This is a genomic window from Brevibacillus sp. JNUCC-41 (assembly GCF_014844095.1).
GTDB lineage: Bacteria > Bacillota > Bacilli > Bacillales > DSM-1321 > Peribacillus > Peribacillus aracenensis.
Genome location: NZ_CP062163.1, coordinates 2,255,001 through 2,272,781, shown reverse-complemented (window position 1 = coordinate 2,272,781; position 17,781 = coordinate 2,255,001). Strand labels below are relative to the sequence as shown.

Below are 17,781 nucleotides of genomic sequence, written 5' to 3'. Positions count from 1 at the left end.
TCTGATTTATTAGCCATTTCTTCTCTTATATTTTAACGCATTATAGTGGGAAAGAGTATAGTTTTATTCATTACGTCATATACTCCTCGCTGGGTTAGCCTTATATATGGCAGATGGGTTGTCGAAAAGAATGAAAGGGTGTACACAGGATCGGCGAAGCGATAACCTCTCTCCCGCAGCAAATGTTTCAATTCATTTTCTTCTTCTATCAGTTCAGGAACCTCCTTGGTGGACATGACTCCCTTTAATTTCAGAGGAAGTTCATGGATCACCTTGCCTTGTTCCGTTAAAATGATTCCACCGCCGATTTCCTTCAGCCGGTTAAATGCCAAATGCATATCCTTTTTCCTTTTACCGATTAGTATGATATCACCTGTATTTGTATAAGAGCCAGCAAAACCACACAATTTGTCCGCAAACCCTTTTAATATCGTATTGATGCGCCATTTCCCTTCCCGATCGATAAGCATGAAAAAGCATTCATCATCCTCAAAGTTCAGTTCTTCATACCCAACATCATTGGCAAGGGAGTAGGGTTTCGTAATTACATTATTGACCAATTCAATCCCAAACGGCATGGAAAACTCAAAATCTTCCTTTAAACTAAGATCCCAATCAAGATCAAGTGGTTTAAAATCGAAATCACTCCATTGGATTTCCTGTTCATCCGGAATGATCTCACCATCCCTTTTAACCCATTTCCCTTTTGCCATTACCGAAACCGGTGCGGGTTCCTTTACATCGGTCAGGAAGTTGATATTCGCTACCCTTCCTGTGGCAATATTACCATGAAGGTATTCAATGTTATAATATCGTGCGATGTTGATAGTTGCCATATTGTATGCATCGATGACCGGAACGCCATTTTCTATTGCTATTTTAATCAAGCAGTCTATGAACCCACCTTCATAAAAGGATGGCGGCGATCCATCTGTCGTATAAAAGAATTTGTCATATTGATCGATGCCCAGCTCATGGATTTCCTGTATCATCTTCGGTAAATCCGGCCGGATCGAAGAATGTCTTAACGATACATAATAGCCCTGCAGCAAACGCGACATGACTTCATCTCCTGTCATTGCCTCATGATCACAATCGGCGCCGAACAAGGTCATTTTTGCTAAAGTCTTCTCTGAAGCACCTGGAAAGTGTCCTTCTATTTTCTTCCTCATTCGCTTGGCTTCCTGAATCCAGTGCAACATCATGTCATCCCCATCCAGAAGCTTCGGCCATCCAGTCAGTTCCCCGCCCTGTAATACGGCATCATGCTCCAGCCATGATTTAACGGCCCCATGAGAAAAAACCATGTCTTCATCGATCAATTCCGTTTGTCCGTCAAAACGGCTCCACCAATACATTGTTACAGGAATGTTACGTAATTCTTTCAAAAGAGAAAACGCTTTCTTTTTATCCAACTGCAATAAAAACGGCAAGTTATCATTGATCAATGTCGTTGTGCCGAAATGAGATGCATAACGTGAAAAAGATAGGGGATTATATAATTGAGAAGGATGTGAATGCGGCTCAATATAACCCGGGACTAAGTACTGGTTTGTACAGTCTACCATTTCACAGCGGTCTATATTATCAGGAAGCTTATCGCCAACATATACGATGCGGTCATCATATATCCATATATTCGCTTTTACCCATTTTCGTAAAGCCTGATTTAAATAAGTCGTATTTTTAAGCAGAATGTGTGGTGCCCTATTGCCATCCAGCACATCTATATGTTCTCTTAGATGTTTATTTTTCCATCTATAGCGCTGTTCAAGCATAAACATTCCCCCATAATTTTATAGAAACAGATGTATGAAAAAACCATTTTCAATCCAATTTTATTTCATAGTAACATACTTGCCTCATTAGAACAGTAATGTTAACCAGATTATTGTTAAATTTTTGTGAAGGGATGGACTTAAAGTGAAGTTTAAACAAAATATCAGTATAATAAATGCATTAATGCGAATTACCTGTGGTATTACATTGCTAACATGGGCTATGGCTAAAATGGTGAAAAAACCATGGAAAAACCAATCTTATATATTCGTGGTCATGCTTTCTGCCATGAAAATAGGCGAAGGCATACTCCGCTATTGCCCTGTCGTCGATGCGATGGAAAACAGACAAAACTTAACGACAAATGAACCAAAACAGGGACATGAATCTAATCAATCTGATCACTATTAAGTTTTTTCTAAAGAAGAAGCTGACTCCGCTTAGAGTCAGCTTCTTTATATTATGATGAGAAATTGTATTTTATTGCACGGTAGCCAATATCCATTCGCCAGAATAAGCCGTCTTTCTCAATATGTCCCAACTCTTTATATACTTCAGCTTGGGCAGAGGCCAAATCTTTCCCTTTTGCAGCAACCAGAAGTACACGTCCGCCATTCGCAATGAATTTCCCCTCACTATCGAGGGCCGTTCCAGCATGATAAACATGGGCATACTGATCAATCTTTTCCAAGCCATTAATAATAGAACCCTTTTTATATTCCCCTGGATATCCATCAGCTGCGACGACCACCCCAAGAACAGCTTCTTCATGCCACTCAAGTTCTAAATCCTCTCCAGAAAGAACCGCTTCAAGCGTATCTACGAAATCTGTTTTTAAGCGCGGTAAAACAACTTGCGTTTCCGGATCGCCAAAACGGGCATTGAACTCAATGACTTTTGTGCCTTTATCGGTAGCAATCAACCCGGCATATAATATTCCTGTAAAACTCCGATTCTCCGAAATCATCGCATTTACCGTGGGCTTAAGAATTGTTTCGACTGCGGTCTGAATCATTTCATCGGAAATTTGCGGCACAGGTGAATATGCACCCATTCCACCTGTGTTCGGACCCTGATCACCATCAAAAACCCGCTTATGATCTTGAGCAATGACCATCGGATACACTTTTTCCCCATTAACGAATGCCATCAATGAAAATTCCTCGCCATCAAGGAATTCTTCAATAACGACTTTAGCAGATGCTTCCCCGAACTTTGCTCCGACTAGCATATCATGGATGGCGTCTAACGCCTCTTCCTTCGTCATGGCAACTACGACACCTTTTCCTGCAGCCAAACCGTCCGCTTTTATGACGATGGGGGCACCCACTTTTTCGATATATGCCTTTGCTGAATCGTAATCGGAAAATGTTTCATATTCTGCTGTCGGAATGCTGTAGTTCTTCATTAAATCTTTAGCAAAGGATTTACTTCCCTCGATGACTGCAGCACGGCCATTAGGGCCAAATACTTGTAATCCTGCCTCCGTAAAATCATCGGCAAGTCCATTCAACAATGGGGTTTCGGGCCCGATCACAGTTAATGAAACTGCATTCTGCTTGGCAAAGGCAACCAAATCCCCGTGATTGTGTTCATCAATCGGAACAAGAGTCGCTACATCAGTCATCCCTGGATTTCCCGGTGCTGCAAAAACTGTCCCAACCCGTTTACTTTCAAATAGTTTGCGGGCTATGGCATGCTCCCTGCCGCCCCGGCCAATTACTAGTACATTCATTATCGCACCTCATTTTTGATTAATGTTTAAAGTGACGAATTCCTGTAAACACCATCGTAATCCCATATTCATCAGCTTTCTTGATTGAATCCTCATCTTTAACAGATCCACCAGGCTGAATGATTGCCGTGACGCCCGCTTTCGCTGCCGCTTCTACAGTATCATCCATTGGGAAGAAAGCATCTGATGCCAATGCACTTCCTGTCGCTCTTTCCCCAGCTTGTTCCAGGGCAATTTTTGCAGCTCCCACACGGTTCATTTGACCTGCACCAACACCTAATGTCATTTGATCGTTACAAACCACTATTGCATTCGACTTGACATGTTTCACGATTTTCCAGCCAAGTTCCATGGCTTTCCACTCTTCAGGGGTAGGCTCACGTTTCGTTGCCACTTTTATCTCTGCATCCTTTAAGCTATGTGCATCCCGATCTTGAATAAGTAATCCGCCTTCAATGGATGTCAATTTACGCTCAGGCTTTTTAACCGCATCGAAATCGATCGTTAATAAACGAAGGTTTTTCTTGCTTGTCAATACTTCCACTGCCTCGTGTGTAAACCCAGGGGCAATGATGATTTCAAGGAAAATTTCATGAAGTTTTTCAGCAGTCGCCTTGTCAACTTCACGGTTCAATGCGATGATCCCACCGAAAATGGAAGTGGCATCTGCCTCATAAGCTTTTTCAAATGCTTCCAAAATGGTCGCACCGACACCGACGCCGCAAGGATTCATATGTTTGACTGCAACTGCAGCCGGCTCATTGAATTCTTTAACGATTTGAAGTGCTGCATCAGCATCATTAATGTTGTTGTATGAAAGTTCTTTTCCATGTAGTTGATTCGCTTCTGCAATTGAGAAAACAGAACCAAGCGGTTTTTTATAGAATGCGGCTTTTTGATGTGGATTTTCCCCATAACGAAGCAACTGTTTCAATTCAAAGGTAACAGTCAATGATTCAGGATTTTCTTCATCGGCAAGCTCTGTCATATACTCTGAAATAACGGCATCATATGCTGCTGTATGGCGGAAAACTTTTGCAGCCAGGCGGCGATTCGTGGTTTTTGATACTCCGCCATTTTGTTTCAGCTCAGCCAATACGTTAGGATAATCATTGGAATCAACGATAACAGTCACATATTCGTGGTTTTTAGCAGAAGAACGAAGCATTGTCGGTCCACCGATATCGATGTTTTCAATAGCATCTTCCACAGTGACTTCCGGTTTGGAAATAGTCGCTTGGAATGGATATAGGTTCACACAGACTAGTTGAATGGGTTCAATATTATGCTCTGCAAGCTGTGCTGCGTGATTTTTGTCATCATGTTTTGCCAACACTGCTCCATGGACATTCGGGTGAAGTGTTTTAACACGTCCATCCAATATTTCCGGGAAACCGGTGACGTCACTGATTCCAATTACCTCAATACCATTATCCTGCAGCGTTTTTTTGGTACCGCCTGTAGAAATGACTTCAAAACCTGCTTCAATTAAACCTTGAGCAAATTCTACGATACCTGTTTTATCCGATACACTAATTAATGCACGTTTCTTCATGTTATGTTGGTCCCTCCATTAAGTAAGTTTCTTGTGGCATAGCTCCCGCAAAACTGACGGATACAAGTCATGCTCCATCTCCTGAATCCTTTTTTGAAGGATATCTTTCGTATCCCCCTCAAGAATTGGCACTGCCTTTTGGGCAATGACCGGTCCTGTGTCCATTCCATCATCGACATAATGAACCGTTACCCCCGTTTCCTTCACTCTTGCATCAAAAGCCTGGCCAATTGCATCCTTGCCTGGAAAACTAGGCAGAAGTGAAGGGTGGATGTTCACAATTCTCTGTGAATACTTTTGTAATAAAGTTGGACCGATCAAACGCATATAACCAGCCAGAATGATGAATTCTATCTCATACTGACGAAGTTTTTCAAGGATTTCCATTTCATATTCAGTCTTGTTGGAGTAATTCTTTGCTGAAAAGGAGAAAGTGTCAATATTCTCAAGCTTTGCTCTCTCAAGCACATAGGCGTCTTCACGATCGCAAACGACAAGACAGATTTCCGCCTCCAACTTTCCACTTTTTATTGCTTCAGCTATTGATTGAAAATTACTACCGTTACCTGATGCAAAGACAGCAAGGCGTTTCATTATTTGAACGACACTCCATTTCCATCCACGATCGTTCCAATAACTGAGGCTTCTTCACCGCAAGACTTTAGGTGGGCCAGCACATCGGATGCCACTTCTTTTTTCACGACGGCCGTCATTCCGATTCCCATATTGAAGATATTGAACATTTCCTCTTTTACAAGGTTCCCTTTTTCTTCAAGGATTGAAAATATAGTTGGAATTTCCCAGCTTCCGAGCTCGATTTCAACACCGCATCCTTCAGGAAGAATACGCGGAATATTCTCGATGAATCCCCCACCAGTGATATGGGCAAGACCATTGACCTCAAATTTTTCCAACGTCGATAAGACGGACTTCACATAGATTTTTGTCGGTTTTAATAATTCCTCTCCCAACTTGCAATCCAGTTCCGGTACGAAGTCATGAAGCCCCATACCTGAGTCTTCAAGAAGAATTTTACGAACAAGGGAATATCCATTACTGTGGATGCCGCTTGAAGCGAGTCCAATAACGACGTCACCCGCCGAGATTGCTTCACCAGTAATTAGACGTGATTTTTCAACGGCACCAACAGTGAAACCTGCAACATCGTATTCTTCCGTCTCGTACATGCCAGGCATTTCAGCCGTTTCTCCGCCGATTAAAGCACAGCCCGCCTGCTCACAGCCATCTGCAATTCCTTTGACGATCATTTCAATTCGTTCGGGATCTGCTTTACCGCAGGCAATATAATCTAAAAAGTATAAAGGTGCAGCACCTTGAACGACAACATCATTGACGCACATAGCTACACAATCCACTCCAATTGTATCGTGTTTATCCATCATGAACGCCAACAAAAGTTTTGTACCCACTCCATCCGTACCTGAAATGAGCACAGGTTCTTTAAGGTTCAAGGAAGATAAATCAAACATGCCGCCGAAACCGCCCAGACCATTCATTACTTCTGGACGAAATGTGCGCTTTACATGTTTTTTCATTCGATTTACCGCTTCATAACCAGCCTCAATATCCACACCAGCCTGTTTATATGCATTAGCCATTTGAAATCCTCCTCCGAAAATCAATCATCATTGCCGACTTGATTAACATTTTGTTTTTTCTCGTTCGTATTCAAAAATTTCAGTCGGATAATTTCCGGTGAAACAAGCTAGGCATGAACCGCGCGTTTCTCCAGGAAACGGTCTTCCAATTGCTTCGACCATACCTTCGACACTTAAAAAAGTTAAGGAATCGGCACCGATGATTTCCCTTATTTCCTCCACCGATTTAGAGCTCGCAATCAGTTCTTCCTTTTTAGACGTGTCTATGCCATAAAAACATGGATTCTTGATCGGTGGTGAGCTGATTACTACATGCACTTCTTTCGCCCCGGCATCTTTTAACATGCGGACAATCCTTCTGCTCGTTGTTCCACGGACGATTGAATCATCAACCATTATGACCCGCTTACCTTCCACTACCCCTCTTACAGGTGATAGTTTCATCTTCACGCCTTGTTCACGCAGACTTTGTGATGGCTGAATGAACGTCCGTCCAACATACCGATTTTTTATTAAACCCATTTCATAGGGAATGCCTGCAGCTTCAGCATAGCCAATCGCTGCCGAAATGCTGGAATCAGGTACACCTGTAACTACATCTGCTTCAATTTTGGTTTCCAGTGCCATTTGCTTGCCAAGGTTTTTTCGTGCCGTATGGACATTGATCCCATCAATATTGCTATCCGGACGGGAAAAATACACGTACTCCATCGTGCACATTGCCTGTTGACTGGAAAGCGAAAAGTACTCGGATGTGATTCCCTCATCATTAATGACAACAAGTTCACCCGGCTCAATATCGCGGATGAATTCTGCACCTACAATATCGAGTGCACATGTTTCTGATGCAGCGAAATATGCATCGCCTATTTTACCCAAGGAAAGTGGACGGAAGCCATGCGGATCTCTTGCCATGATCATTTGGTTTTCGGTCATGATGACAAAGGCATAGGCCCCCTTCAGCATGCTTAAGCTGTTCTTCACGGAATCTCTTACATCCGAGTAGCCGGAGCGTTTAATCAGATGTGCCAGAACTTCCGTATCGGATGTCGTTTGAAAAATGCTTCCCTGTCCTTCAAGCTGTGCTTTTAACTGATGGGCATTGACGATATTCCCATTATGGGCAAGTGCCAGCCCTCCTGTATGCGAATTGAACAGGAAAGGCTGAACATTTTGATACCCGCCGCCGCCTGCCGTAGTATAACGGACATGGCCGATTGCCGCTTTTCCGGTACCGGAAAGTGCCTGCATTTTTTCAGCAGTGAATATCTCTGTGACAAGTCCTTCGCCCTTAGAGATGGACATCTGCTCACCATCCGTCACGACGATGCCTGCTCCCTCTTGACCACGATGTTGCAAGCTATGCAAACCGTAGTAAGCAAGCTGTGCAGCATCGGGATGTCCCCAGACTCCTACAACACCACACTCTTCGTTTAGGCTTCTTATTTCAGCAAGCATGGTATGGCTCCCTTCCAAGCTGTTTGTAAATCTTCAACGTCCGCTTCCAATACTTTGCTATCACTGCATGTCTCCACGACTAATTTATTATCAGCCGTTACTGAACCTATGCATATCGCATCTTCAACAAGTTCTTCAAATGCCGCTTGGTTTTCAGGTTTGATGGACAGTAAGAATCGTGATTGCGTTTCACTGAATAATTCGGATACCGGTTCGCCGGATATATTCACTTTTGCCCCAAGTTTGCTAGCCCCGAATAAAGATTCAGCTAAAGCCACTGCCAAACCACCTTCCGAAAGGTCATGGGCTGATGCAACAAGTCCTTTTTGGATTGCAGTTAGAATTTGCTGCTGACGTTTTTGTTCAATGGCCAAATCAAGTTCTGGAGCGCGCCCAAAGATTTTACCCTCAAGCATTTTCTGTAATTCACTGCCTCCAAATTCAACCTTCGCTTCGCCGACCACATAAATTAAATCGGATTCATTTTTAAATGTTTGTGTAGTGATGTGCTGAAGATCACTAACAAGACCAACCATCCCAACTACAGGTGTCGGATAAATCGCTTCACCATTCGTTTCATTGTAAAGGGAGACATTTCCGCCAATTACAGGAGTACTTAAGCTTCTGCAAGCCTCACTCATACCGTCTGCCGCTTTTTCCAATTGCCAAAATATCTCAGGTTTTTCTGGATTTCCAAAATTCAAGCAATCCGTAATCGCCAAAGGCTCTGCACCCGAGCAAATGATGTTACGGGCAGCTTCAGCCACTGCGATTTTGCCACCTGTTTCAGGATCTAAATAAATAAAGCGGGAGTTGCAATCCGTCGTCATGGCAAGGGCCTTATTCGTACCCCGTACACGCACTACGGCCGCATCCGATCCAGGTGAGACGACTGTATTCGTGCGGACCATGTAATCATATTGGTCGTAGACCCATTCCTTACTCGAAATTGTCGGTTGTTTCAATAGTGAAACCAATGTTTCTTTGTAATCTCCAATTGCTGGAACTTCAGCCTTCATGCTTTGGAAGTCACGGAAATATTGCGGTTCTGCAGATGGCTTGTGATAGATTGGAGCTTCTTCAGCCAATGCATCAACCGGAACCTCAGCAACGATTTCACCTTGATGGGAAAGTGTTAGATTTTTGTCATCCGTTACTTCTCCAACAGCAACAGCTTCTAGGTCATACTTTGTAAACAAGTCAACTATTTCCTGTTCGCGTCCTTTAGTTACAACGATCAGCATCCGCTCTTGTGATTCAGAAAGCATCATTTCATATGCTGTCATTCCCGTCTCACGCTGCGGTACCAAATCAAGATTCATTTTTATTCCTGATCCAGCTTTACTCGCCATCTCGGCAGATGAGCTTGTAAGACCCGCTGCTCCCATATCCTGAATACCGACAAGGGCATCATTTTGAATCAATTCAAGGCATGCTTCCAAAAGCAGTTTCTCCATGAATGGATCGCCTACTTGTACGGCAGGCCGTTTTTCTTCTGAAGACTCTGAAAGCTCTTCAGATGCAAAAGTTGCTCCATGGATTCCATCACGTCCAGTTTTGGCACCCACATACATCACCGTGTTGCCCACTCCATGCGCTTGGCCCTTTTTAATGTCCTTATGATCGATCAAACCTACACACATGGCATTGACTAGAGGATTCCCTTCATACGATGGATCAAATTGAATTTCTCCGCCGACAGTTGGAATTCCGATACAATTCCCGTATCCCGCAATCCCGGCAACCACTTCTTTAAATAAATATTTCACGCGATCATTATCTAACTCACCAAAGCGAAGCGAGTTCAGCATCGCAATTGGACGGGCACCCATGGAGAAGACATCACGGATAATTCCGCCGACACCAGTAGCAGCACCTTGATAAGGTTCTATTGCCGAAGGGTGGTTATGACTTTCAATTTTAAAAACGACAGCCTGATCGTCACCGATATCAACGATACCTGCTCCTTCACCAGGACCTTGCAGCACTTTCTCCCCTGTAATCGGGAACTTCCTTAAGATGGGTTTCGAATTTTTGTAGGAACAATGCTCTGACCACATTACCGAAAACAATCCAGTTTCCGTATAATTCGGCAGTCTGCCTAAGATTTTCTCCACCATTGCAAATTCATCATCGGATAGTCCCATAGTTGCGTACAAACGATCCGATTTAATTTTTTCCGGACTTGGTTCAAGCTGTAATAACATGTGATTCCCTCCAGTTTTTTACGATGGATTGAAAAATCTTTAAGCCGTCTTTACTGCCAAGCAGCGAATCAACAGCACGTTCGGGATGAGGCATCATTCCGAGGACATTTCCTTGTTCATTTGTAATCCCCGCTATCTGTTCCAAGCTTCCGTTTGGATTTTCACCATCATACGTGAACAAGATGCGGTTATTTCGTTTTAATTCAGCCAATGTCTCATTATCGCAGTAGTAATTCCCTTCACCATGGGCAACCGGGATCGTAATCGTTTCATTTAATTCATATCCTGTCGTGAACATCGATTGATTATTTTCAACCTTCAGTCCTACATTGCGGCAAATGAATTTCAAGCCTTCATTACGGCGCATCGCTCCAGGTAAAAGTCCTACTTCAAGTAAAATCTGAAAACCATTGCAGACACCCAAGACAGGCTTTCCTGCTTGTGCCGCTTTTACGACTTCGGCCATTACATTCGAAAATCGTGCAATAGCTCCAGAGCGTAAATAGTCTCCATAAGAGAAACCTCCTGGAAGGAGAATCCCATCATACTGATCTAGATTGTCTGTAGAGTGCCAAACATACTCCACTTCTTCCCCCAGTGCATCCTTTATCGCATGGTACATATCGACATCACAATTGGAACCAGGGAAAACTATGACAGCAAATTTCATTGGGTGATAACCTCCTCAACATCATAACGGTAAGCTTCAATTACCGTATTGGCCAATAGTTTTTCACACATTTCCTTCACAAGTTGATCTAAATCACGATCCGTATCTTTAATTGTAAGTTCAATGTATTTCCCCACTCGAACATCGCTAACTTCGTTATAAGTCAAACTATGAAGTGATTGTTGCACTGCTGCTCCCTGTGGATCTAGTACACTTTCGCGTAGTGTGATATATACCTTAACCTTATACATGTTGAGTGCCCTCCAACTTTGCTAGTATTTTTTCGTAAGCATCTGTTAAACTTCCTAAATCACGGCGGAATACATCTTTGTCTAACTTTTCGTTCGTATTAATATCCCATAATCGGCAAGTATCAGGTGAAATTTCGTCTGCCAGCAAAATGTCTCCATTCGGGGTTTTACCGAACTCTAATTTAAAATCAATCAATTTAATGTCCAACTCTTTAAAGAAGGAAGTTAAGACAATACTGATTTCTTGTGCTTTTTCTTTTAAAATCGCTACATCTTCCTTGCTTGCAAGTTCCAATTCTTCAATATGGTCTTCCGTTAACAGAGGATCGCCGAGTTCGTCATCTTTATAGTAAAACTCAATCAGCGTTTTCTTTAGCGGCTTGCCTTCTTCAATGCCAGTCCTTTTAGAAAAACTGCCGGCAGCCGTATTTCTGACAACGACTTCAAGCGGAATGATGGATACCCTCTTTACTAGCTGCTCCCGGTCGGAAAGCATTTCAATAAAATGGGACGGGATATTTTCTTGGGCAAGCTTTGAAAATAGTAAGCTAGTAATTTGATTATTCAACTTACCTTTTCCGGCAATCTCCGACTTCTTCTCACCATTGAACGCTGTTGCCGAATCCTTGTATTCCACCCATACTATTTCACTGTTGTCCGTTGCAAAAATCTGTTTCGCTTTTCCTTCATACAACAATTCTCGTTTTTCCATCTGTCCAGACCCCCACATTGTGAATATTATGAATTTTCCTGCCATTGGTCAGGCTTGGCAAACATATCACCGTTTGGAGGTGCCATGTTTGCCGCCTTCACTTTTTATAAACCTAAACGATCAAAGATTACATCAACATTTTTCAGGTGATGTGTAGGATCGAAACAATCATCAAGTTCTTCTTTCGTAAGCAAGCTTGTGATTTTATCATCCTTTTCGATCAAGCTTCGGAATGGAACTTGAAGCTCCCATGCCTCCATCGCTTTCGGCTGAACCGTATCATAAGCTTCTTCGCGGACAAGTCCTTTATCGATAAGGGAAAGCAGTACACGTTGTGAGAAAATCAATCCAAGCGTACGGTCCATATTGCGTTTCATATTTTCTGGATATACGGTCAAGTTCTTCACTATGTTGCTGAAACGGTTCAGCATGTAGTTTAATGCGATCGTTGCATCCGGCAAGATGATGCGCTCAGCAGAAGAATGTGAAATGTCACGTTCATGCCATAATGGCACATTCTCATATGCTGTCATCATGTAACCGCGGATTACACGTGCCATGCCCGTCATATTTTCAGAACCGATTGGATTCCGTTTATGGGGCATTGCTGAAGAACCTTTTTGTCCTTTTGCAAAGAATTCTTCCACTTCGCGTGTTTCACTTTTTTGCAAGCCGCGAATTTCCACTGCGAACTTTTCAATTGATGTCGCTATTAAAGCCAATGTGCTCATATAATGTGCGTGGCGATCGCGCTGCAATGTTTGTGTTGAAATTGGCGCTGCTTCAAGACCAAGCTTTTCACAAACAAATTTTTCAACGAACGGGTCGATGTTTGCGTAAGTTCCGACAGCTCCAGAGATTTTCCCAACCTCTATGTTCTTTCTTGCTTCTTCAAAACGTTCGACATTACGTTTCATTTCTTGATACCAAAGAGCCAATTTCAACCCAAAAGTGGTCGGCTCAGCATGAACTCCATGTGTACGTCCCATTTGAACCGTGTATTTATGTTCCTTCGCTTTATTTTTCAGGATCTCCACGAAGTTATTTAAATCCTTGGCAAGGATCTCATTCGCTTGCTTAATCACATATGAAAGAGCTGTATCCACCACATCAGTGGAAGTCAGTCCGTAATGGACCCATTTCCGTTCTTCACCCAACGTTTCAGAAACCGCACGTGTAAAAGCAACAACATCATGGCGTGTATCTTTTTCGATTTCATTGATACGGTCCACATCGAATGTGGCCTTTTCACGAAGAAGCTTCACATCTTCTTTTGGAATGGCACCTAGCTCAGACCATGCTTCACAAGCTAAGATTTCAACTTCCAACCACGCATTAAAGCGGTTCTTTTCTGTCCAAATGTTTCCCATCTCTGGGCGGGTATAACGTTCAATCATTTTACTTCCTCCGTTTCAACCTGTTGATTCCATATTTTGCTTCGATCACTTTCCAAAAGAGCTTCCTCGATCGTTGGACGTAAAATATTCACATGACCCATTTTCCGCTTAAGCTTGGCTTCTTTCTTACCGTATAGGTGGACCTTCCAATCTGAAAGCGTCGGAATTTCATCCATTAAGGGCCCGATATGCTCACCAAGGATGTTTATCATTACCACAGGCTTCAATAACTCCGTATTTCCGAGCGGCCAATTGCAGACAGCCCTAATATGCTGCTCGAACTGTGAAGTCTCACATGCTTCCATTGTATAATGGCCTGAGTTATGAGGTCTTGGAGCTAATTCATTAATGATGATCTCATCCTGAGCGGTTAAAAACATCTCGACTGCCAATGTCCCCACCAAATCAAGTTTCTCTGCAAGCTGCAAAGCTTCATTAATAGCTTTCCGTTCAGCTTGTTGACTAATACGGGCGGGAACAATACTTTTATGAAGAATGTTTTCAATATGAATGTTTTCCGCAATCGGAAAATGACTTACCTCGCCATTTGCCTTGCGCGTCACGATAATGGAGATTTCCTTTACGAAAGGAATCCAGGCTTCCAGCACACATTTACCTGTTTTGAGCAGGGATTCAGCCTTTTTGATATCGGCTTCTTCCTTAATGACCAACTGCCCTTTTCCATCATAACCGCCCCGCGTCGTTTTTAACACACTAGGGTACCCTATTTTCTCTATATGAAGGTAAATTTCTGAAATTTCCTGTATTTCCTGATATGGAGCAACGGAAGCACCTGCATCAGATATGGATTTTTTTTCCGTCAATCTATCCTGTGTCAGCTTTAATAATTCTGAGCCCTGTGGAAGATATGCATGTTGCTTTAACCAATCCAAGGCTGCTGAACTGATATTTTCAAACTCGTAAGTTATGACATCACTGACCTCAGCTAATCTTTTCAATGCTTCGATATCATCATAAGCACCAGTGATTTCTATATCCGCCACTTGAGCACATGGACCTTCTGCAGTCGGCTCAAGGACCGCAATTTTAAAGCCCGATGCCTTAGCCGATAGGGCCATCATCCTGCCCAATTGCCCACCGCCAATTATTCCAATGGTCTGTCCCGGTAAAATGACTGTATTATTTAAGTTGTTCACTGCTCTGTAACACCTTTTCTCTGGTTTCGTTTCGTAAAGCCTCTAACCTATCAGCAATGTCAGAATCAAAAGCTGCTAATATTTGAGCCGCAAACAAACCGGCATTGACTGCGCCCGCTTTTCCGATCGCGACCGTTGCAACCGGTACGCCACCAGGCATTTGAACAATCGATAATAACGAATCCATCCCATTTAATGCCTTCGACTGTATTGGAACGCCTATCACAGGGACAATCGTTTTAGCGGCGGTCATACCTGGAAGATGTGCAGCCCCGCCTGCACCGGCAATAATCACTTTAATATCTCTCTCTTTTGCACTCTCTGCATATTCAAATAGTAAATCCGGCGTCCGGTGGGCGGAAACGACTCTTTTTTCATAGGGAATCTCAAGCTGTTCCAATGATTCACAAGCGTATTTCATCGTTTCCCAATCCGAGACACTTCCCATAATAACCCCAACTTGCGGTTTCATATCATCTTTCCCTCCAACACTCATATTATGGCGTCCCGAGTATGTAGACGGACGCTTATCATTATCTATAACATGTAAATAAAAAAACGGACAGGTTGCTTCCTCATCGAGAAAGCAACCTGTCCGGAAAAGAAAGCCTTTTTGAAAAAGTGCAAAAAGACTTGGCTAGTTTCCGAAATAGTCAGATGCTTTTCTCATAGTCCGATGATTTACGGTCATCAGGTAGAAACTTTTGGGCCATATCCCCATGATTATATGAGATGTATTAATGTAACTTCATATTACCTTCCGGTCATTTTAATGTCAAGTTAAAATCGAATATTTTCACATCATATTAATTAATCGTTCGTGTTTTACTCAATTAATTTTGCTTCGAATACAATTTTCCGATCAACTGGCACATATTGGACTTTGCCATTTTCAATTCTCTCGGCAAAGATTGGCTCCTCCGTTCGCCTTACAGGAAAGTATCCTGCCGCTTTAATCCGATCTAAACATGCATCGATCGACTCGCCCTCGATGACTTCAAACCTTTCCTTACCCTTTTTACTCACAATACCGACCCCTTCCATAATTCTATTTTGTCTGTTTTCTTCCTTAGCAATCAACTTGCATTATTATCAATATTAAGTAAGTTCTTCATCAACAATAAATTCTTCCTAGTATAATGAAAGGAACAAATAAAGACAAGAATACATCTCAATAAAACCGATTTCATCATAATAGAAATCCACTATTGCCTCAGATTATGATATCTCTGTCTTCCGTTAAAGTCCTCCGCTTATAAATTATGCATCCCCTTTATTTATCCTACCCTTCTCTCCCTCTGAATTACTATAGCCTGATTCATGAAATTAACCATTGCTCCATGATCGGTACATATTCGTAACTTGCTCTCATGAATTATTTCAATTCAAGTGTTTACGATAGGTCGAAATTAATAGTCTGCGGGTTTAACCATTTCTCGTTTCAGGCCGTTTAAATTACTCTACAGGTTGAACTAGATGTTAAACCACCTCACTTCTCCCTGATAGCTGAAAGTTTATCTATACAAAAAAAGACCAGCCGGATGGCTGATCTTTGAAATGGCTTGGCGGCGTCCTACTCTCACAGGGGGAAACCCCCAACTACCATCGGCGCTGAAGAGCTTAACTGCCGTGTTCGGAATGGGAACGGGTGTGACCTCTTCGCTATCGCCACCAAACATGTAAGGAACGTTGTTCCTTCAAAACTAGATAATAAGAAGGTATTTCATTTTTTTTAAAGCGTTGGTTAAGTCCTCGATCTATTAGTATCAGTCAGCTCCACATGTCGCCACGCTTCCACCTCTGACCTATCAACCTGATCATCTTTCAGGGATCTTACTAGCTTGCGCCATGGGAAATCTCATCTTGAGGGGGGCTTCATGCTTAGATGCTTTCAGCACTTATCCCGTCCGCACGTAGCTACCCAGCTATGCCTTTGGCAAGACAACTGGTACACCAGCGGTGCGTCCATCCCGGTCCTCTCGTACTAAGGACAGCTCCTCTCAAATTTCCTGCGCCCGCGACGGATAGGGACCGAACTGTCTCACGACGTTCTGAACCCAGCTCGCGTACCGCTTTAATGGGCGAACAGCCCAACCCTTGGGACCGACTACAGCCCCAGGATGCGATGAGCCGACATCGAGGTGCCAAACCTCCCCGTCGATGTGGACTCTTGGGGGAGATAAGCCTGTTATCCCCGGGGTAGCTTTTATCCGTTGAGCGATGGCCCTTCCATGCGGAACCACCGGATCACTAAGCCCGACTTTCGTCCCTGCTCGACTTGTAGGTCTCGCAGTCAAGCTCCCTTGTGCCTTTACACTCTACGAATGATTTCCAACCATTCTGAGGGAACCTTTGGGCGCCTCCGTTACTCTTTAGGAGGCGACCGCCCCAGTCAAACTGCCCACCTGACACTGTCTCCCACCCCGATAAGGGGCGCGGGTTAGAATTTCAATACAGCCAGGGTAGTATCCCACCAACGCCTCCACCGAAGCTAGCGCTCCGGCTTCCCAGGCTCCTACCTATCCTGTACAAGCTGTACCAAAATTCAATATCAGGCTGCAGTAAAGCTCCACGGGGTCTTTCCGTCCTGTCGCGGGTAACCTGCATCTTCACAGGTACTATAATTTCACCGAGTCTCTCGTTGAGACAGTGCCCAGATCGTTACACCTTTCGTGCGGGTCGGAACTTACCCGACAAGGAATTTCGCTACCTTAGGACCGTTATAGTTACGGCCGCCGTTTACTGGGGCTTCGGTTCAAAGCTTCGCTTGCGCTAACCTCTCCCCTTAACCTTCCAGCACCGGGCAGGTGTCAGCCCCTATACTTCGCCTTGCGGCTTCGCAGAGACCTGTGTTTTTGCTAAACAGTCGCCTGGGCCTATTCACTGCGGCTTTTCTGGGCTATTCACCCTAAAAAGCACCCCTTCTCCCGAAGTTACGGGGTCATTTTGCCGAGTTCCTTAACGAGAGTTCTCTCGCACACCTTAGGATTCTCTCCTCGCCTACCTGTGTCGGTTTGCGGTACGGGCACCTTACATCTCACTAGAGGCTTTTCTTGGCAGCGTGGAATCAGGAACTTCGGTACTATATTTCCCTCGCCATCACAGCTCCGCCTTAATGGAAACGGGATTTGCCTCGTTTCCGGCCTAACTGCTTGGACGCGCATATCCAACAGCGCGCTTACCCTATCCTTCTGCGTCCCCCATCGTTCAAACGATGTATAGGTGGTACAGGAATATCAAC

General features: G+C 43.6%; 15 protein-coding genes, 2 rRNA genes and 1 riboswitch (1 of these 18 cut by a window edge). Of the genes, 1 reads left to right on the top strand and 16 read right to left on the bottom strand.

All coding sequences use genetic code 11. The features are described 5' to 3' along the window. Positions 1 to 32: 32 nt before the first annotated feature. Positions 33 to 1,778, bottom strand: a complete 1,746-nt coding sequence (locus JNUCC41_RS11165) for an adenine deaminase C-terminal domain-containing protein (RefSeq protein WP_192207633.1) — start codon at positions 1,776 to 1,778, stop codon at positions 33 to 35. A 145-nt stretch (positions 1,779 to 1,923) separates the two neighbouring features. Between JNUCC41_RS11165 and JNUCC41_RS11160 the strand changes: the two genes are divergently transcribed. Then, positions 1,924 to 2,190, top strand: coding sequence for a YgaP-like transmembrane domain (locus tag JNUCC41_RS11160; protein WP_192207632.1), 267 nt, complete (start codon positions 1,924 to 1,926; stop codon positions 2,188 to 2,190). 49 nt (positions 2,191 to 2,239) lie between these two features. Here the strand turns inward: JNUCC41_RS11160 and purD are convergent, their stop codons facing one another. The 15 genes from purD to JNUCC41_RS11085 form a co-directional block, all read right to left on the bottom strand. Continuing rightward, positions 2,240 to 3,514: a phosphoribosylamine--glycine ligase gene (purD, locus tag JNUCC41_RS11155; RefSeq protein ID WP_192207631.1), complete on the bottom strand. Its 1,275-nt coding sequence runs from the start codon at positions 3,512 to 3,514 to the stop codon at positions 2,240 to 2,242. Between the two features lie 19 nt (positions 3,515 to 3,533). Further along, the gene (gene purH / locus JNUCC41_RS11150) at positions 3,534 to 5,069 is read right to left on the bottom strand and encodes a bifunctional phosphoribosylaminoimidazolecarboxamide formyltransferase/IMP cyclohydrolase (protein ID WP_192207630.1); all 1,536 of its coding nucleotides are present in this window, start codon (positions 5,067 to 5,069) and stop codon (positions 3,534 to 3,536) included. An 18-nt stretch (positions 5,070 to 5,087) separates the two neighbouring features. Continuing rightward, a complete protein-coding gene (gene purN / locus JNUCC41_RS11145; RefSeq protein WP_192207629.1) occupies positions 5,088 to 5,663 on the bottom strand; it encodes a phosphoribosylglycinamide formyltransferase in 576 nt (191 codons plus the stop codon). After that, the gene (purM, locus tag JNUCC41_RS11140; protein ID WP_192207628.1) at positions 5,663 to 6,688 is read right to left on the bottom strand and encodes a phosphoribosylformylglycinamidine cyclo-ligase; all 1,026 of its coding nucleotides are present in this window, start codon (positions 6,686 to 6,688) and stop codon (positions 5,663 to 5,665) included. The genes purN and purM overlap by 1 nt, the downstream gene beginning before the upstream one ends. Positions 6,689 to 6,730: 42 nt before the next feature. Beyond that, positions 6,731 to 8,146, bottom strand: a complete 1,416-nt coding sequence (purF, locus tag JNUCC41_RS11135; protein ID WP_192207627.1) for an amidophosphoribosyltransferase — start codon at positions 8,144 to 8,146, stop codon at positions 6,731 to 6,733. After that, positions 8,131 to 10,353, bottom strand: a complete 2,223-nt coding sequence (gene purL, locus JNUCC41_RS11130; RefSeq protein ID WP_192207626.1) for a phosphoribosylformylglycinamidine synthase subunit PurL — start codon at positions 10,351 to 10,353, stop codon at positions 8,131 to 8,133. The genes purF and purL overlap by 16 nt, the downstream gene beginning before the upstream one ends. Continuing rightward, a complete protein-coding gene (purQ, locus tag JNUCC41_RS11125) occupies positions 10,337 to 11,023 on the bottom strand; it encodes a phosphoribosylformylglycinamidine synthase subunit PurQ (RefSeq protein ID WP_192207625.1) in 687 nt (228 codons plus the stop codon). The genes purL and purQ overlap by 17 nt, the downstream gene beginning before the upstream one ends. Next, entirely contained in the window at positions 11,020 to 11,274 is a 255-nt protein-coding gene (purS, locus tag JNUCC41_RS11120; RefSeq protein ID WP_034306118.1) for a phosphoribosylformylglycinamidine synthase subunit PurS, read from the bottom strand. Before purS ends, purQ begins: the two co-directional genes overlap by 4 nt. Then, positions 11,267 to 11,986: a phosphoribosylaminoimidazolesuccinocarboxamide synthase gene (gene purC, locus JNUCC41_RS11115; RefSeq protein WP_192207624.1), complete on the bottom strand. Its 720-nt coding sequence runs from the start codon at positions 11,984 to 11,986 to the stop codon at positions 11,267 to 11,269. Before purC ends, purS begins: the two co-directional genes overlap by 8 nt. A gap of 104 nt (positions 11,987 to 12,090) precedes the next feature. Next, positions 12,091 to 13,383 (bottom strand): adenylosuccinate lyase, encoded by a 1,293-nt coding sequence (gene purB / locus JNUCC41_RS11110; RefSeq protein WP_192207623.1) that lies wholly within the window; start codon positions 13,381 to 13,383, stop codon positions 12,091 to 12,093. After that, positions 13,380 to 14,540 carry a 5-(carboxyamino)imidazole ribonucleotide synthase gene (gene purK, locus JNUCC41_RS11105; RefSeq protein ID WP_192207622.1) on the bottom strand — a complete coding sequence of 387 codons (1,161 nt, stop codon included), beginning with the start codon at positions 14,538 to 14,540 and terminating at the stop codon, positions 13,380 to 13,382. Before purK ends, purB begins: the two co-directional genes overlap by 4 nt. Continuing rightward, positions 14,524 to 15,012 carry a 5-(carboxyamino)imidazole ribonucleotide mutase gene (gene purE, locus JNUCC41_RS11100; RefSeq protein WP_098370632.1) on the bottom strand — a complete coding sequence of 163 codons (489 nt, stop codon included), beginning with the start codon at positions 15,010 to 15,012 and terminating at the stop codon, positions 14,524 to 14,526. Before purE ends, purK begins: the two co-directional genes overlap by 17 nt. Before the next feature lie 177 nt (positions 15,013 to 15,189). Continuing rightward, positions 15,190 to 15,291, bottom strand: a riboswitch (purine riboswitch). Positions 15,292 to 15,365: 74 nt separating this feature from the next. Continuing rightward, complete coding sequence (locus JNUCC41_RS11095; RefSeq protein ID WP_192207621.1) at positions 15,366 to 15,566, bottom strand: NETI motif-containing protein; 201 nt, start codon at positions 15,564 to 15,566, stop codon at positions 15,366 to 15,368. 534 nt (positions 15,567 to 16,100) lie between these two features. Continuing rightward, a 5S ribosomal RNA gene (rrf, locus tag JNUCC41_RS11090) occupies positions 16,101 to 16,216 on the bottom strand. A gap of 64 nt (positions 16,217 to 16,280) precedes the next feature. Then, positions 16,281 to 17,781 (bottom strand): 23S ribosomal RNA (locus JNUCC41_RS11085) (it continues 1,431 nt past the right edge of the window).

What these genes read in the sequence shown, in the direction of transcription:
- JNUCC41_RS11165 (WP_192207633.1), bottom strand. Translation starts at nt 1,778, where the DNA reads ATGCTTGAACAGCGCTATAGATGGAAAAATAAACATCTAAGAGAACAT.
- purD (WP_192207631.1), bottom strand. Translation starts at nt 3,514, where the DNA reads ATGAATGTACTAGTAATTGGCCGGGGCGGCAGGGAGCATGCCATAGCC.
- purH (WP_192207630.1), bottom strand. Translation starts at nt 5,069, where the DNA reads ATGAAGAAACGTGCATTAATTAGTGTATCGGATAAAACAGGTATCGTA.
- purN (WP_192207629.1), bottom strand. Translation starts at nt 5,663, where the DNA reads ATGAAACGCCTTGCTGTCTTTGCATCAGGTAACGGTAGTAATTTTCAA.
- purM (WP_192207628.1), bottom strand. Translation starts at nt 6,688, where the DNA reads ATGGCTAATGCATATAAACAGGCTGGTGTGGATATTGAGGCTGGTTAT.
- purF (WP_192207627.1), bottom strand. Translation starts at nt 8,146, where the DNA reads ATGCTTGCTGAAATAAGAAGCCTAAACGAAGAGTGTGGTGTTGTAGGA.
- purL (WP_192207626.1), bottom strand. Translation starts at nt 10,353, where the DNA reads ATGTTATTACAGCTTGAACCAAGTCCGGAAAAAATTAAATCGGATCGT.
- purQ (WP_192207625.1), bottom strand. Translation starts at nt 11,023, where the DNA reads ATGAAATTTGCTGTCATAGTTTTCCCTGGTTCCAATTGTGATGTCGAT.
- purS (WP_034306118.1), bottom strand. Translation starts at nt 11,274, where the DNA reads ATGTATAAGGTTAAGGTATATATCACACTACGCGAAAGTGTACTAGAT.
- purC (WP_192207624.1), bottom strand. Translation starts at nt 11,986, where the DNA reads ATGGAAAAACGAGAATTGTTGTATGAAGGAAAAGCGAAACAGATTTTT.
- purB (WP_192207623.1), bottom strand. Translation starts at nt 13,383, where the DNA reads ATGATTGAACGTTATACCCGCCCAGAGATGGGAAACATTTGGACAGAA.
- purE (WP_098370632.1), bottom strand. Translation starts at nt 15,012, where the DNA reads ATGAAACCGCAAGTTGGGGTTATTATGGGAAGTGTCTCGGATTGGGAA.